This is a genomic window from Thermodesulfobacteriota bacterium, assembly GCA_031082315.1.
In the GTDB taxonomy this organism is placed as follows: domain Bacteria; phylum Desulfobacterota; class QYQD01; order QYQD01; family QYQD01; genus QYQD01.
On record JAVHLC010000002.1, the window covers coordinates 1 to 13,628 of the forward strand.

Consider the following 13,628-nt stretch of genomic DNA (forward strand, 5'->3'; position numbering starts at 1 on the left):
CTTGAATTTTTTCTTCTGTACGCAAAACAGACCCATTTCCTTACGGAGGCGTGAAACTTGGTCTCTTCCTACCTCATGTCCCTGCTCTTGGAGTTCTGCGGTAATACGGCGACTGCCATAGGTCTTTCGGCTCTGAATATGAACCTCCTCGATCAGGGGCTTCAAACCTCTATGCCTGATGGCACGCTGAGACGGTACAGCTTTCAGCCACGCATAATAACCACTGCGCGAAACTTCCAGGATTCGGGCCATGAAACCAATAGGATAGCGGAACCGATACTTTTTCATGAACGCGTACCTGGCATCGATTCCTTGGCAAAGTACGCTGCGGCTTTTTTTAGGATTTCCCGCTCTAGCCGGGCTTCTGCCAGTTCCTTTCTCAACCTGGCATTCTCAGCGGTAAGGTCCGCTACTGAAGGTGTCCCCGGCATCGACGTGCCTTTTCCCTTCTTGTAGCTCACAACCCATCCTGCAATGGTACCCTTTGGTATTGTGAGCCTGCGGGATACCTCATCATGGGTCATCCCCTGTTCAATTACCATTTTAATAACTTCTGCCTTAAGTTCTGGGCTGTAACTGTGGTTCTGTTTCATCTCTTCATTTCTGCCATACTCAAGCAACTCTGTCCATAGATGTCAGTATAGCCCATACAGAGAGAGGATGGCACTACAGAAATTCGCGAACACAAGGAAGAACCGCCTCTATCTAAACCACAAGAATCAAACGCCGAGGTAAACATTCGCTACGTGTTTGTGGACTGGGGTGGCCCTGAAGATGCTATCGATCTTTCCCATCAATATTTAGCGGCTCTCGAAAACTTTGTGAAGGCTGGGTTAAGTAGTGGGATCATTACAGGGTAAACAAACGCATAACACCGCGTTCAAGACCGACTCGCAAAACCGGCGCTTCGCGCCCCTTTTGCTCGCGGGTTAACGCGAACGTTAGGAATACGATAAAATGCCAAAAGTAGAGTGGACCTGCCCGACATGCAAGCAGAAGCATATCCTGAGTGTCACAGACTCTCAGGTGGCTGGAAAAGATCCCATATATCTACTGTGCCCTGATCTTGACCGCCGATACAGATTGATGGGCTTTTTTATAGATACAATCCGTGGGTTTTACTCAACACCTGCTCTTAAGGAACAGGCCGATACGAATACCGAACATTTAAAGGCAGCCTTAGGGCATGAAAAGTTTGAGCAAAAACTTGAAAGGTGGCTCAGAATCCAATATCCACCTTTGGGGCTAATTGACGAGTATCCCGAGAAAATCACTCAGATCATTAATACATATTCAGCCGGATATTTCTATCCCGCTGTAACCTCGGCATGTTGCCTGGCTGAGAGAATACTGAATCGCTTAATCCTAAAAACTCGTGAGCACTTTAAGGGTGATCCTCATTACAAGAGAGTATATCGAAAAGAAAGCTTCGATGATTGGGGAAAGATGATTACCATTATCCATGATTGGCGCCTAGTGCCTGAAAAGGCAATCACCACTATGAAAGAGCTGATGCCGATTAGACATCAAAGCATTCACTACAGCGGAACATTCGATTTTGAGGCAATCGCATCAGATGTAATCAACAAGCTAATTGCTGCGATTACCGAAATTTTTGGTGTAATAAATCGAAAAGACATCTATCTAGTGTTTGATGTCCCGGGAGAGATCTGGGTCCGGCATCACGCTCAGGACCATCCTTTCGTCAAGGAATTTGTATTACCTCATTGCTACTATGCCCACGCCGTCCATGATATTGACTTTGAAAAGCAGAAAATAAGTGAACGGTTAGGGAAAATCGGCCAGCTTACAGATGATGAGTTTGTGCAGCTAAGAAAAACTTCGAAATAGGAGTGATCAGTTTCTAACAAGGGGCTGGTTCGGACTGTCGCTACGCTCCAGCCGCACAGCCCCACCGTTGGCATCGGAAACATGATTTGGGAATCCGCATACTGGAAAGATGAGCTTCTCCGGATGGCCACAGCGCTGGAGCGTAAGAAATCCCAGCAGCGCTGGCCGGAGGCGTCATTCGCGGTCGTAGAGAAGACCGTGATGATCGGGTGCTACTGCATCCGCAAACTGATCGAGTCTCACAAACTGTCTGCGCACCTTGCTCGCCAGTCCATCCGTCTCCGGGCATTTCCCCATAGCGGCAGACCTGTGACGCATATGAACTGGGACATGATAGGCAAGCTGTACGATCTTGACTCACCGTCCGACTGCGCGGCTGAATTGACGTGGGTGTGCAACCAGCTCATCCATAGCTTTGTCTTCGTCCCGTCCTTCACGGAGAACGGTTCGTTCGATGGCGTGTTCTTCTGCTCTGATCGGGAGCGACACAAATCACTGTACCAAGTCCCCGTGGACAGACTCATCAGGCTGTTCCGTCAGGTGGGGAATGACTATCCGGCCTCGGCAAGAATGGTATTCAACCCAGAGAAGCAGGACTACGACGTCACGCAAGAATGAGGGGATGCCAACAAACACCTGGACACGTACGCTGAAAGGCCGCCGCAGACGGCGTCCTTCTAGCGCCGGTCAGGGAAGTCGACCGGGGATGTGGGGACGCTGGTAAAAAAGTAACAAAACCTTATTCGATTAATTGCAACCCATTACTGTCGACCGGGGCGTTCGTGCAGAAAATGCGCGGTTGTGTATCGCCCTGCGCCACGGGGCGACCTGTGGCAGGAATTATACTGTGGGGGCCAGCGGGGGCATGTCTTCATTCTTCACTTAATAATCGGCAACTTCTTTCTGGCTGTAAACTCTGCTTCTCTTCGGTTTTTTCCATCATGTTTCCGATTTCAATTCTTGCTCTATACGTTCGCTATAAGAAGTGCAAAAAAAACATATCAAATCTGGAACTCAGGAACTCAGGGAAGCGCAAACCCAAATAAAAAGAGTCTATCTTTTCCTGATTTCCTGAGTTCCAGATTAATAGCCTTTTCTGAATGTAGGACGGGTTCAAACACCTAACGTGTTACCAAATAAATACCTTTGGGCGTCTGTATTATAACTCCGGTCTATGCCGGAGCCTTGGACAATAGCCAGGCCCTTACCAGTCTGGCCTCCTCATAGGTTACCGTTCCGTCCGAATGCTCTACTATGGGGTTGAGATTCCACTGCTGGAGCGTCAGGAACAGGGCTTCGATTTTCTCCCGCTTTTCGGGATCAATAAGCCGGCCTATATCGATATCGCGGCCGTCGTGGATAAGCCGTTCCAGGTGCGCGGCAATAGTGGACGGCGCAAGTCCACGCGACTTTGCGATTTCCTCCAGTGATAATCCTTTCCTGAAGAGTCCATACGTCTCCCCCACTGTTTCGCCCTTTTTCTTTTTCGGGCCGGGCTTGTCATCAAGGGCGCTATATTGTCCGGCCCGCGTGGAAATGCCGGGATTATCATCCAGGTATCTTCTTATGGCACGCACGAAGGCCTCTCCGTATCGTTCGAGCTTGGCAGTGCCCACCCCGCTGATTCTGCTCATATCGGACGGGGTCACCGGGGAGCTCCCGGCCATCTCACGGAGGGTCTTGTCGGAGAATACGATAAAGGGCGGGACGTGCTCGTCTTCGGCAATGCTTTTGCGCACACCGCGAAGTATTTCAAAAAGCGCATTATCATGCGCCTCGGATGCGCTGCCTGCCATCGGCCGGGCTTTCGCTCCGCTTTCCTCCCTCTTCAGCGCCGCAACCTGTCCTTTACCGTGAAGTATGGCCAGACCTTTTGCTGTCAGCTTTAACACCGGATACTTGCCACCCTCCTGGCAGACGGCATCCTGCGCCAGGAGTTCATCCGCAAGATATCGCCAGTAATTCTTGCCCTTGTGTGTTCCCGCGCCATAGGTTTTGATTTGGTTGTGCCGAAGCTCACGGATACGCCTGGTATCAGCCCCGGTTATTATATCAATGATGTGCCCGATCCCAAACCGTTCCTGGGTTCTTGCCACGGCGGACATGAATATCTGCGCATCTACGGTAACGTCGATTGATTCGACACTGCCGGAACAGATATCACAGGCACCGCAAACATCGGAGGGATAGTCCTCGCCGAAAAAACCGAGAAGCTGTTTTCGCCGACATAGGTTATGGGAGGCATAACCCACCATTTGGTTCAGTTTCTCCAGCGCGATCCTGCGTTCATCATCGTTTGATATTTGATCAATGAAGTAGCGGATCTTAGGGATGTCACCTCTGCTGAAGAAGAGGAGACACTGGGCGGGTTCTCCATCACGACCGGCACGCCCCGTTTCCTGGTAATAACTTTCCACATTCTTGGGCAGATCGGCATGAACAACGAACCGTACATTCGATTTGTCTATGCCCATACCGAAGGCAATGGTAGCCACTATCACCGAGGCCTCGTCCCTGCTGAACGATTCCTGGTTCCTGCTTCGTTCCTCAGCCGACAATCCGGCATGATAGGGCAAGGCAGCGATCCCGCGGGATTTCAGGAAGTCCACCGTTTCCATAACGGAATCTCGCGTGGCGCGATAGATAATACCGGACTCATTGGCATGCTCCTTCAGAAATTGCAGCATCTGTGGCTCCACCCGGTTTTTTCTCATTACCTGATAGAAGAGGTTTGGCCGGTTGAACGAGGCGCGAACAATATACGGAGATATCAAGCCAAGCCTCCCGACAATATCTTCCTGAACCTTCAGAGTAGCCGTCGCGGTGAAAGCCGCAATCGGAACTTCAGGAAATGCCTCCCGGATAATACCCAGATTTAGGTAATCCGGACGGAAATCATGCCCCCATTCGGAAATGCAATGCGCTTCGTCTATGGCAAAGAGCGAGACGGGAACGGTCGTGAGTGTCTCAAGAAAAGTGGGTATGGCAAAACGTTCCGGCGCAATGTAGAGTAACTCTATCCGGCCGTCTTTCAGAATCCGATAGATGTCCGATATCTGCCGGGCGCCCAGCGAACTATTGATAAATGCAGCGGATATGCCGTTTCCGAGCGCAGCGTCGACCTGGTCTTTCATCAGCGAAATCAGAGGACTGATCACCACGACCGTGCCCCGCGTAATCTTTGCCGGCAACTGATAGCAAAGCGACTTCCCGCCGCCGGTGGGCATTACCGCGAAGACGTCCTGCCGCCTTATGATGCTCTTGATTATTGATTCCTGGTTCGGACGAAAGGACTGAAAGCCGAAGACGGTCTTCAAGGTGTCGAGGATACGCAGCTCTTCCGGAACATTCCCCTCATTCATCGATACTCCTCTGCATAAAACGACCCGCGGTATTTGCCGTGCCGACCGCTCCCGCACATAAGTGAAGGAGGACGCCTCGCTATAGGTGTGATTTGGGTAGAACGAAGGGGGATGTATTTTTTAGAGTAATAAAACGTTATCAGGTTTGCGCCTGACTTGCTGAATTTATTTGGTGGGCGATGCGGGACTCGAACCCACGACCTTTGGTTCCGGAGACCAACGCTCTATCCACCTGAGCTAATCGCCCACTGAGTTTATATAACCTCTTGTTTGATCGGCTGTCAATCGCAATTTATCTACATACCTTGCCGACCCTCACCTCAGGACTTCTCGGCGGCTGTCTCATGACCTCCCGGGTGGGGTTTTCTGCCCCCAGGGCGAGGGCCGGGAGCATGTCCGTCCCCCTTCTGCCCTTCTATTTTACTTTACCTGCTCAGTTTGAGAAAGAACCCCCAAAATATATTCCCCTTTCTGTTAAATTCTCATTCGTATCGGCAGGATAACCGTTGTCAGCCCGTGCCATTGCAAGCGACGCTGAATAGCAAAGGCTGTCTCGTTGTGTAATATCTTGTGATAGAATTTTTCAAGCCGAAAGGTGAGTTGGCCGGTAAACACCGTCGATCGTGGATACTCGGCGGCGATATCCCTGCAAAGGTGCATGGCGTTTTCTACCACATCTGTTCCCACTGCCATGCGGTAGTCGGCGGCGAAGCCGAGCTTCCTTGCCAGTTCAACGTATTTCTCAAGCTCATCCTTTAACGATTGTTCCAGGGCTTTAACTTCTTCTGCGCCCTTGAATGAACCGGAGTCAATAACTGCCACAGAAACGAAGATAATGTTCTTGTAGGTATTGGGAAAGGTCGTAAGAATAGAAAGCAGGGTATGAACGCCGAACCCACTGAATCCGGAGACAAGTTGAACGGCTGTTGGATCGTTCTTATCAGGCGGATTGTTGTTGACCGGCCCGGATGTGGGAAAGTTCAGCAGCGTCTTGTCAAGCTCTGCAATTCCTTGCCATACCGTTTGATAGTGGCTGTGGATGAGATAACAGACGCCAACGACCAGAGATGTGATCAGAAGCGTCATCCAGCCGCCTTCGAGAAATTTCTCCACAGTGGTTATCACAAGAATGGTGGCGCAAAGGACAAGCCCGACAAGATGAACGCTCAAGTGCTGCATCCATTTGGGGTCTTCCCTGCGGCGCCGGATGTAGAAACGGGACATTCCCAACTGAGAAAAGGAAAACGTAACAAAAACGTTGATGGAGTACATGATCACCAGCGCCGATACCGAGCCATGGGTATAGATCAACAGAGCAATGGCCGAAGCTCCCATAAGGACGATGCCGTTACGCATGGTCAGCCGTTCGGACAGCGCCGCAAACCGGTGGGGGAACCAGGAATCAACCGCCATGTTCGCCATCACCCGGGGCCCATCCACAAACCCGGTTTGCGCTGCAACCAGAAGCAATGCGCCCTCGGAAAAGATCGTGGTAAAGGCGATTGCCTTTCCCATCCCCCAACCGGCAAACAGGTTGTCTGCAATCACGGCATTAAGGGTCTTGCCTTCCACCGGTTTTACGTCAAGAAGCGCATAGCACAGAAACAGTACGCCTGCGGTAAAGGCAAGGGAGCTTGCCATATAGAGCATTGTCCGCTTGCCGGTCTGCACCCGCGGCTCTCGCATGATCTGCAAACCGTTGGAAACTGCCTCGATGCCGGTATAAGTCCCGCCTCCCAATGAATAGGCCCGCAGGAACAGCATAAGAATACCTGCGATGCCTATGGAGGAGATGTCCTGCTGAATGCCGGTCTGAAAGTCATTCACCAGGGGAATAAAGCGGTCGGTATGGGTAAAGAGGCCATCGAGCAGCAACAAAAGATGGGTGGCAACAAAGGTCACAAAAATGGGCGTCATGATCGCGACAGATTCCTTGACCCCCCGGATATTCAAAACAATCAGCATCAAACATAAGAAACAGGCAACTGTGACTTTGTAGTGGTGGAAGTTCAGGGGAAGGTAACTGAAAAGCGCATCTACGCAAGCGGCAATGGATATGGTGATGGTCAGCACATAGTCCACCAGAAGGGCGCTGCCGGAGATGACCCCGGCCTTTTCGCCCAGCATGTGGGTGGCAACGATATAGCCGCCTCCGCCATGTGGGAAATGCTCGATGATCCGGGAGTAGGCGTATGAGATAATAAAAACCGTAAGGGCCGTGGTCAGGCCCAGAAGGATGGCCAGATACGTATGGGTTCCGAGCGCCCGGTAGGCTTCTTCGGGACCGTAGGCAGAAGATGAAAGTCCGTCGGCTCCGAGGCCTATCCATGCCAGCACCGGGATCAGCGACATTTTATGAAAAATATTGGGGTCTTTCACCTGCTTGGGCGCCCCTATGATCGCATGAATGATTTTTGTGATGACATTTCCTTCCGTTTGGCTGTCACTGGAAACCATACAACCTCCATAACAAACTGATTATCCACTTTAAACGAAAAAAAGCCGCCGGCACAAGACCGGCGGCTTTAAATAACGCTGACCTTTGCCCTTCCAAATGCCTACGGAGTTAGCTGACGGGCTCGGGCTTGGAAGTGCCCTATCCAAAAAGGACTACGCCCCAAAAGTTTGGGTCCCCCGCATCCATTCTCTGAATGGATTTCGGCTACAAGTTATGTTAGTATGCGACTGTAATGATTCACCATAAGTTTGTCAAGCGCCAAATTGTCCCTTGTAAATGCAATATGATTATGTCACCCCTAAAATCCCTTTTTTAGTAACAATTTAGCGTTTTGAAAATGCATGATAAAAAGTGCAAAGAAACATATCAAATCTGGAACTCAGAAACTCAGGGAAGTGCAAACACAAATAAAGAGGGTCTATCTGTTCCTGATTTCCTGAGTTCCAGATTAATAGCCTTTTTTGAGTGTAGGACTGTTTCAAACACCTAACGTGTTACCGCGATTTTTTTCTTGATACCCATTTTCTTATCTCTTCTGCCGCAAACAGGATAAAGGCAAAAGGAATCAGGATAAACCACACCTTTACGGCGATGGGATAAGTGGAGAATATCTTATTACCCCAGGGATGATAGACGATAAATAACTGCAACATAAGCTCAGATGCTATGCCGACAAATATCAATTTGTTAGAGAAAAAGCCGATGCGGAATACAGATTCCCGGAAGGAGCGGCAAGCGAAGATATTGGCCACCTGAGTGATTATTATCGCCGTAAGGCAGGCGGTGGTGGCCTGCATGTAAAGCGGATGGTTTGCGGCCAGCATTTCTCCCCACTTCCAGCCGCCGGTATTCAACACATAAAAGAATCCAAATAGCCCTGCTGCGGCCTCTATAGGGCCGAGGAATAAATAGGCACGGCTCAGGAGTTTTAAATTCAGGAGCCTCTCCTCAGGGCTTCTCGGCGGCTGTCTCATGACCTCCCGGCTGGGTTTTTCCGCCCCCAGGGCGAGGGCCGGGAGCATGTCCGTCCCCAGGTCAACCGCCAGTATCTGCATGATAGTCAGGGGTAGAGGGATTCTGAAAAGCACATAGGCAAGATAAGGCACCATCTCAGGGATGTTTGATGAGAATATGTAACTTATAAATTTTCTTATGTTCTCATACACGGCCCGGCCTTCCTCTACGGCGTTCACGATGGTGGCAAAGTTGTCATCGAGTAGTATCATATCCGCGGCTTCCTTGGCCACGTCGGTTCCAGAGATGCCCATGGCGATACCAATATCCGCCTTCTTCAAAGCCGGGGCGTCGTTTACTCCATCACCGGTCACGGCCACCCTCTCCCCCTCTTCCTTAAGAATGGATACTACCCTCATCTTGTGCTTGGGTGTCATCCTGGCAAATACTATCTCTTTCTCGGTGAGTTTTTCTCTGAGTTCCCTATCACCCATCCTCTCGAATTCATGCCCCTCTATCACCACCGGATTACCCTTTACCAGCCCTATCTCTCTGGCAATGGCCAGGGCCGTCCGGCTTCCGTCGCCGGTAATCATTATCACCTTTATGCCCGCCGCATGGCATCTCTCCAGGGCTTCAGGGACTTCCGGCCTGGGCGGGTCTTCCAGACCGATCAGTCCTACAAAGACCATATTGGTTTCGAGTGACGCGGCGTTGAGATTTGAAATTTGAGATTTGAAATTTGAGATTTCTGCCATCTCTTTGTAGGCAAAAGCAAGCACCCTTAACCCCATATCCGTCAATGAATGATAGGCATCCATAATTCTTTTTTTGTCAGTCTCATTTAACGGGATTACCCCTTTGTTTATCAGTATGTGGCTGCATAATGGTAAAACGCTTTCTAAAGCCCCTTTGGTAAAGGCGAAAAATCCCCCCTCCCCCCCCTTTGGCAAAGGGGGGTCGGGGGGGATTTTATTCACAGCGGTCATCCGCTTTCTTTCGGAATCAAAGGGTATTTCAAACACTCGCTCTGCCTTTAAATCCCCAACGGTTTCCCTTGCCGCCCTTAACAGCGCGATTTCTGTGGGATCTCCTTTGTATTGCCCATCAATAAGCCGGGTATTGTTACAAAAATAGGCTATTCTCATCAGGCTGTTGACTGTGGACTGCTGCTCATCGACCGTCCATATTTTTTTTGCCTCCATCCGGTTTTGGGTAAGGGTGCCGGTCTTGTCTGTGCATATAACGGTCACCGATCCCAGGGTTTCAACCGAAGTGAGGGTCTTTATCAGGGCCATTTTCCTGGCCATCCTCTGGCTCCCCATGGCCAGGGAGAGGGTGACCGTGGGGAGCAACCCTTCCGGCACATTGGCCACGATTATACCCACGGCAAAGATAAAGTTCTCCCAGAACCCCCTTCCAACGAGGTGCCCGATAACGAAAAAGACAACGCCTGTTATGGTGGCTATAAAGGCGATGATCCTGGTCACTTTAATAATCTCTTTCTGGAGGGGGCTTAGACCGGCTTCCACGGCGCTGGTCAGGTGGGCTATACGGCCGAACTCGGTCCGCATACCGGTGGCAAAGACTATAGCCTTTCCAGAACCGCTGACTACAGTCGTTCCGGCAAAGGCGATATTTCTGCTTACTATCAGTTCCTCCTCGCCGGGTTCATGATGCAACGACACGGGTTCGGATTCGCCGGTGAGAGGGGCATTGTTTACCATAAGGTAGGTGACATCTATAAGCCTGGCATCTGCCGGGACCTTGTCGCCTTCGGAAAGGATGATTAAATCGCCTGGTACTACCTCTCTGGCCGGCAGCTCCCTTTCTCCCCCTTCCCTTATTACTTTCACCTGAAAAGGAAGGAGAAGTCTTAATTTCTCAATGGCCTTTTCCGCCTTGTATTCCTGTATAAATGTAAAGACGGCGTTGATGAATATTACACCCACTATGGCCAGGCCGAGGGTCAGCATCCCCTCTCCGGGGTGCAGATATTCTGATAAAAAGGCCAGCCCGGCCCCTATCCAGAGGAGTATGGCCAGGAAATGGGTAAACTGTCTCAGAAAACGGATGGATAAGGAGGTCTTCCTCACCTCTCTGATCTCATTGGGGCCGAATTCCAGAAGCCGCTTTTGGGACTCTTCTTCGGTGAGGCCGCTTTCTGATGTGACCAGATTGCGTAAAACTTCTTCTCTGGTGAGGTTATTAATCTTCATGCCGGGGGCTCAGGATTATGAGGTCGCAGGGTGTCATTCTCAGGACATCTTCCACGGGATTGCCTTTCAGAACCGCACTTAACAGGTTCCTTTGGCTGGCTCCCATTATTATCAGGTCGTGCCTTTTGGCCGCCGCCTCTATGGTTATACTCCGGGCTGTGGCGCCGGGCAAAAACCGGCCTTCAATCTCAATCTTATGTTTCCGGATATGCCCTATGAAATCCGTGATGTCTCCCGGCAATCTCTTTTCCCATTGGGCCGGAGTCAGATGTATCTCGCCATGGAAAAACCTGGTCATGGGCCTTGTGGCATGAAAGACGAACACCTTTGAACCAAAACTCTGGGCTATCTTTGAGGTGAAGTACGCCCTTTCTGCTATACGGTCAATCATGGCTTTCAAGGGTACGAGTATTTTGTGCGGGTGTATCTTTCCCATGTGCACCACCCGCACCAGGGCTACGGAGCAGGGAAGTTTTAGAGAAAGGCCTCTGGCAACGGTGCCGGCGTAGAATCTTTTCTCAATATCTTCCCTCCGCGTGGAGGCAAAAACTATGTCGATCTTTTCTTGCCTGACAATTTTGTCAATCTCTTTCACCGGGTCTCCGGTCCCTATAATGCTCTCCACCGGAAGGTCCATAGCCAGGGCCGCATTAAATAGTCTCTTCATGGCATCCTCGGCCCGATCCAGGCCGGCTCCGGACATCCCCTTTTCCGCCACAAAACACAGGTAGAACCTTGCCGCGCAGGCCCGCGCCAGGTTCATGGCATACCTTGCCGCGATCTCTGAATTCAGGTGTTCATTAACTGCGGATAAAATTTTTTTGTACGTCATGGCAATCTTCTTTAAACTATAATCATAAAAAATCCGACAAGAAAATTATGCAAATTCAGATCGTTGTTTCAACTTAATTGGTGTTCATCCGGAAACTAATGTTTCCGGCTTCACGCTTTCAGCAATCAGCGATTAGCTGTCAGCAAAACCTAAGACAAGACAAACAACACATTAAGCTGAACGCTGACAGCTCATCCGGAATTCTTGGATTTCCGGATTAAAACAACTTAATTAAAGTTTAGGGTTCAAAAAAAGAGTTGTCAACGAATAAGAATAATCGTATTATTTTTTATGATCGTTTAAGAACAGGGAGGTTATTTGACTATGGCGGCAAAAGCTAAAAAAGAGGCGGCGGCGAAGGCCCAAAAGCCGAAGGCTCCGGCGGCAGTGAAGAAAGAAGGGGCCGGCGTTACGGCGAAGGCCAAGGCCATGGCAACAAAAAGGGCCAAAGGTTTGAACATCTCTATCGAGGGCCTCACGCTTGCAGACGCTGTCAGGGCCATCCAGCGCGCCGAAGGCAATTTTGACTGTTTCGGCACGGCTATCGTATATTGCGATCAGGCCGATTGCTGCTGGCGTTTTGCCTGTTTGACGACTTAACTATAAGGCCATGTGCGGACTGGGGTTTCTCGGCTTACTGCTCTGGATTGCAGTTATCGCCGGATGGCCGGTATTAGTATATATCTGCGTAAAGAACCTCTTGGCCATTAAAAAGTAGCTAAGCCAGTGCTGCGGCAATCCTGTCCACAATAAAGGATTGCTCGTCTTCCGTAAGAAAAGGATGCATAGGCAGGGAGAGTATTTCCCCGGCCACGGATTCAGAGACAGGGAAGTCTCCCGGACGGTGTCCCAGATAATCGAGGGCTGTCTGCAGGTGCAGGGGTTTTGGATAGTGGATAGCGGTGGGGATGCCATCTTTCCTGAGCGACTCAGCCAGATGGTCACGTCTTTTTACCCGGATGGAATATTGGGCATAGACGCTTTTATTATGCGCCAAGATGGCGGGTGGGATTACCGTTGGTTGGAGGTCCTTTAATTTTTCTGTGTAGTACGCCCCGCATTTCTGCCTCAAAATAAGCTCATCTTCAAAGTGCCTGAACTTGGCAAGCAAAACAGCCGCCTGAATTGTGTCCAGGCGGCTGTTTAAACCGACATACTTATGCTCATATTTTTCCTGAGAGCCGTGTTCGCGCAGGTGACGCACCTTCCCGGCCAAGGAATCATCACCGGTAAACACCATCCCCCCATCGCCATAGCAGCCCAATGGTTTCGAAGGGAAAAATGATGTGGCCGCCACGTCAGTAAGGGAACAGGAGCGCCTGTCTTTATAGGTTGCGCCAAAGGATTGACAGGCGTCCTCTAAGACAAAAAGATCATGTCGTTGGGCTATAGATTTTAAAGCGTCAAAATCTGCACATTGACCATACAGGCTTACGGCTATAATACCTTTAATCCTGAATTCTTCTGTTTTCTTCTTCTGTTCTATTATCCCGGCTATTTTCGCGGGGTCAAGGTTGTAGGTGCTGTCTTCGATGTCTGCAAAGACCGGTTTGGCCTTTAACAGGGAGATGACCTCGGCTGTGGCAATAAAGCTGAAGGGGGTAGTTATAATTTCGTCCCCTGGTTTTATATCGTAAGCCATAAGGGCTAAAAGCAAGGCATCGGTCCCGGAACTGACACCTATGGCGTGCTTCACTCCCACATAGGCGGCAAGTTGCTCTTCCAATTCTTTTATTTCCGGTCCCATTATGAACCGGGTTGAGTTCAAAACCTTGTCTATGGCCCGGTCAATCTCTTCTTTGTAGGAGAGATATTGGCGTCTTAAGTCAACGAAGTTCAATCTCATACCCCTTAAATTTTATATCCGGTTATGTCCTGCTGATGCGAAAAACATTTGACGGTGCACTTTAATTTATACAGGTATTAACTGCAAGTGAAAAGATGCTCACGGT

11 protein-coding genes, 1 tRNA gene and 1 riboswitch are annotated in these 13,628 nt (G+C 50.1%); of the genes, 3 read left to right on the forward strand and 9 right to left on the reverse strand.

The window, feature by feature from the left end; all coding sequences use genetic code 11:
- Together RDU59_01890 and RDU59_01895 are read right to left on the reverse strand one after the other, a co-directional pair.
- Positions 1-288 (reverse strand): IS3 family transposase (locus RDU59_01890; protein ID MDQ7837226.1); only part of this gene is annotated, 288 nt, incomplete at its 3' end.
- Positions 285-593, reverse strand: a complete 309-nt coding sequence (locus RDU59_01895) for a transposase (protein ID MDQ7837227.1) — start codon at positions 591-593, stop codon at positions 285-287. The genes RDU59_01890 and RDU59_01895, both read right to left, overlap by 4 nt.
- 364 nt (positions 594-957) lie before the next feature.
- Between RDU59_01895 and RDU59_01900 the strand changes: the two genes are divergently transcribed.
- Positions 958-1,851: a hypothetical protein gene (locus RDU59_01900; protein MDQ7837228.1), complete on the forward strand. Its 894-nt coding sequence runs from the start codon at positions 958-960 to the stop codon at positions 1,849-1,851.
- Between the two features lie 123 nt (positions 1,852-1,974).
- Positions 1,975-2,469 (forward strand): hypothetical protein, encoded by a 495-nt coding sequence (locus tag RDU59_01905; GenBank protein MDQ7837229.1) that lies wholly within the window; start codon positions 1,975-1,977, stop codon positions 2,467-2,469.
- 554 nt (positions 2,470-3,023) lie between these two features.
- On the opposite strand, the gene recQ is transcribed toward RDU59_01905, so the two are convergent.
- From recQ to RDU59_01935, 6 genes are all read right to left on the reverse strand, one after another.
- On the reverse strand, positions 3,024-5,213 hold the full coding sequence (gene recQ, locus RDU59_01910) for a DNA helicase RecQ (GenBank protein ID MDQ7837230.1): 2,190 nt from the start codon (positions 5,211-5,213) through the stop codon (positions 3,024-3,026).
- A gap of 170 nt (positions 5,214-5,383) precedes the next feature.
- Positions 5,384-5,460: transfer RNA gene (locus tag RDU59_01915), tRNA-Arg, on the reverse strand.
- Positions 5,461-5,505: 45 nt separating this feature from the next.
- Complete coding sequence (locus RDU59_01920) at positions 5,506-5,607, reverse strand: hypothetical protein (protein ID MDQ7837231.1); 102 nt, start codon at positions 5,605-5,607, stop codon at positions 5,506-5,508.
- A gap of 80 nt (positions 5,608-5,687) precedes the next feature.
- The gene (locus tag RDU59_01925) at positions 5,688-7,670 is read right to left on the reverse strand and encodes an APC family permease (protein MDQ7837232.1); all 1,983 of its coding nucleotides are present in this window, start codon (positions 7,668-7,670) and stop codon (positions 5,688-5,690) included.
- Positions 7,671-7,753: 83 nt separating this feature from the next.
- A riboswitch (cyclic di-AMP (ydaO/yuaA leader) is annotated at positions 7,754-7,887 on the reverse strand.
- A 278-nt stretch (positions 7,888-8,165) separates the two neighbouring features.
- Positions 8,166-10,844, reverse strand: a complete 2,679-nt coding sequence (locus RDU59_01930; protein MDQ7837233.1) for a cation-transporting P-type ATPase — start codon at positions 10,842-10,844, stop codon at positions 8,166-8,168.
- On the reverse strand, positions 10,834-11,676 hold the full coding sequence (locus RDU59_01935) for a universal stress protein (protein MDQ7837234.1): 843 nt from the start codon (positions 11,674-11,676) through the stop codon (positions 10,834-10,836). The genes RDU59_01930 and RDU59_01935 overlap by 11 nt, the downstream gene beginning before the upstream one ends.
- A gap of 324 nt (positions 11,677-12,000) precedes the next feature.
- Between RDU59_01935 and RDU59_01940 the strand changes: the two genes are divergently transcribed.
- Positions 12,001-12,276 (forward strand): hypothetical protein, encoded by a 276-nt coding sequence (locus RDU59_01940; GenBank protein ID MDQ7837235.1) that lies wholly within the window; start codon positions 12,001-12,003, stop codon positions 12,274-12,276.
- A gap of 118 nt (positions 12,277-12,394) precedes the next feature.
- On the opposite strand, the gene RDU59_01945 is transcribed toward RDU59_01940, so the two are convergent.
- On the reverse strand, positions 12,395-13,522 hold the full coding sequence (locus RDU59_01945; GenBank protein MDQ7837236.1) for a DegT/DnrJ/EryC1/StrS family aminotransferase: 1,128 nt from the start codon (positions 13,520-13,522) through the stop codon (positions 12,395-12,397).
- Between the last annotated feature and the right edge of the window lie 106 nt (positions 13,523-13,628).

What these genes read in the sequence shown, in the direction of transcription:
- RDU59_01895 (MDQ7837227.1), bottom strand. Translation starts at nt 593, where the DNA reads ATGAAACAGAACCACAGTTACAGCCCAGAACTTAAGGCAGAAGTTATT.
- RDU59_01900 (MDQ7837228.1), top strand. Translation starts at nt 958, where the DNA reads ATGCCAAAAGTAGAGTGGACCTGCCCGACATGCAAGCAGAAGCATATC.
- RDU59_01905 (MDQ7837229.1), top strand. Translation starts at nt 1,975, where the DNA reads ATGGCCACAGCGCTGGAGCGTAAGAAATCCCAGCAGCGCTGGCCGGAG.
- recQ (MDQ7837230.1), bottom strand. Translation starts at nt 5,213, where the DNA reads ATGAATGAGGGGAATGTTCCGGAAGAGCTGCGTATCCTCGACACCTTG.
- RDU59_01920 (MDQ7837231.1), bottom strand. Translation starts at nt 5,607, where the DNA reads ATGCTCCCGGCCCTCGCCCTGGGGGCAGAAAACCCCACCCGGGAGGTC.
- RDU59_01925 (MDQ7837232.1), bottom strand. Translation starts at nt 7,670, where the DNA reads ATGGTTTCCAGTGACAGCCAAACGGAAGGAAATGTCATCACAAAAATC.
- RDU59_01930 (MDQ7837233.1), bottom strand. Translation starts at nt 10,844, where the DNA reads ATGAAGATTAATAACCTCACCAGAGAAGAAGTTTTACGCAATCTGGTC.
- RDU59_01935 (MDQ7837234.1), bottom strand. Translation starts at nt 11,676, where the DNA reads ATGACGTACAAAAAAATTTTATCCGCAGTTAATGAACACCTGAATTCA.
- RDU59_01940 (MDQ7837235.1), top strand. Translation starts at nt 12,001, where the DNA reads ATGGCGGCAAAAGCTAAAAAAGAGGCGGCGGCGAAGGCCCAAAAGCCG.
- RDU59_01945 (MDQ7837236.1), bottom strand. Translation starts at nt 13,522, where the DNA reads ATGAGATTGAACTTCGTTGACTTAAGACGCCAATATCTCTCCTACAAA.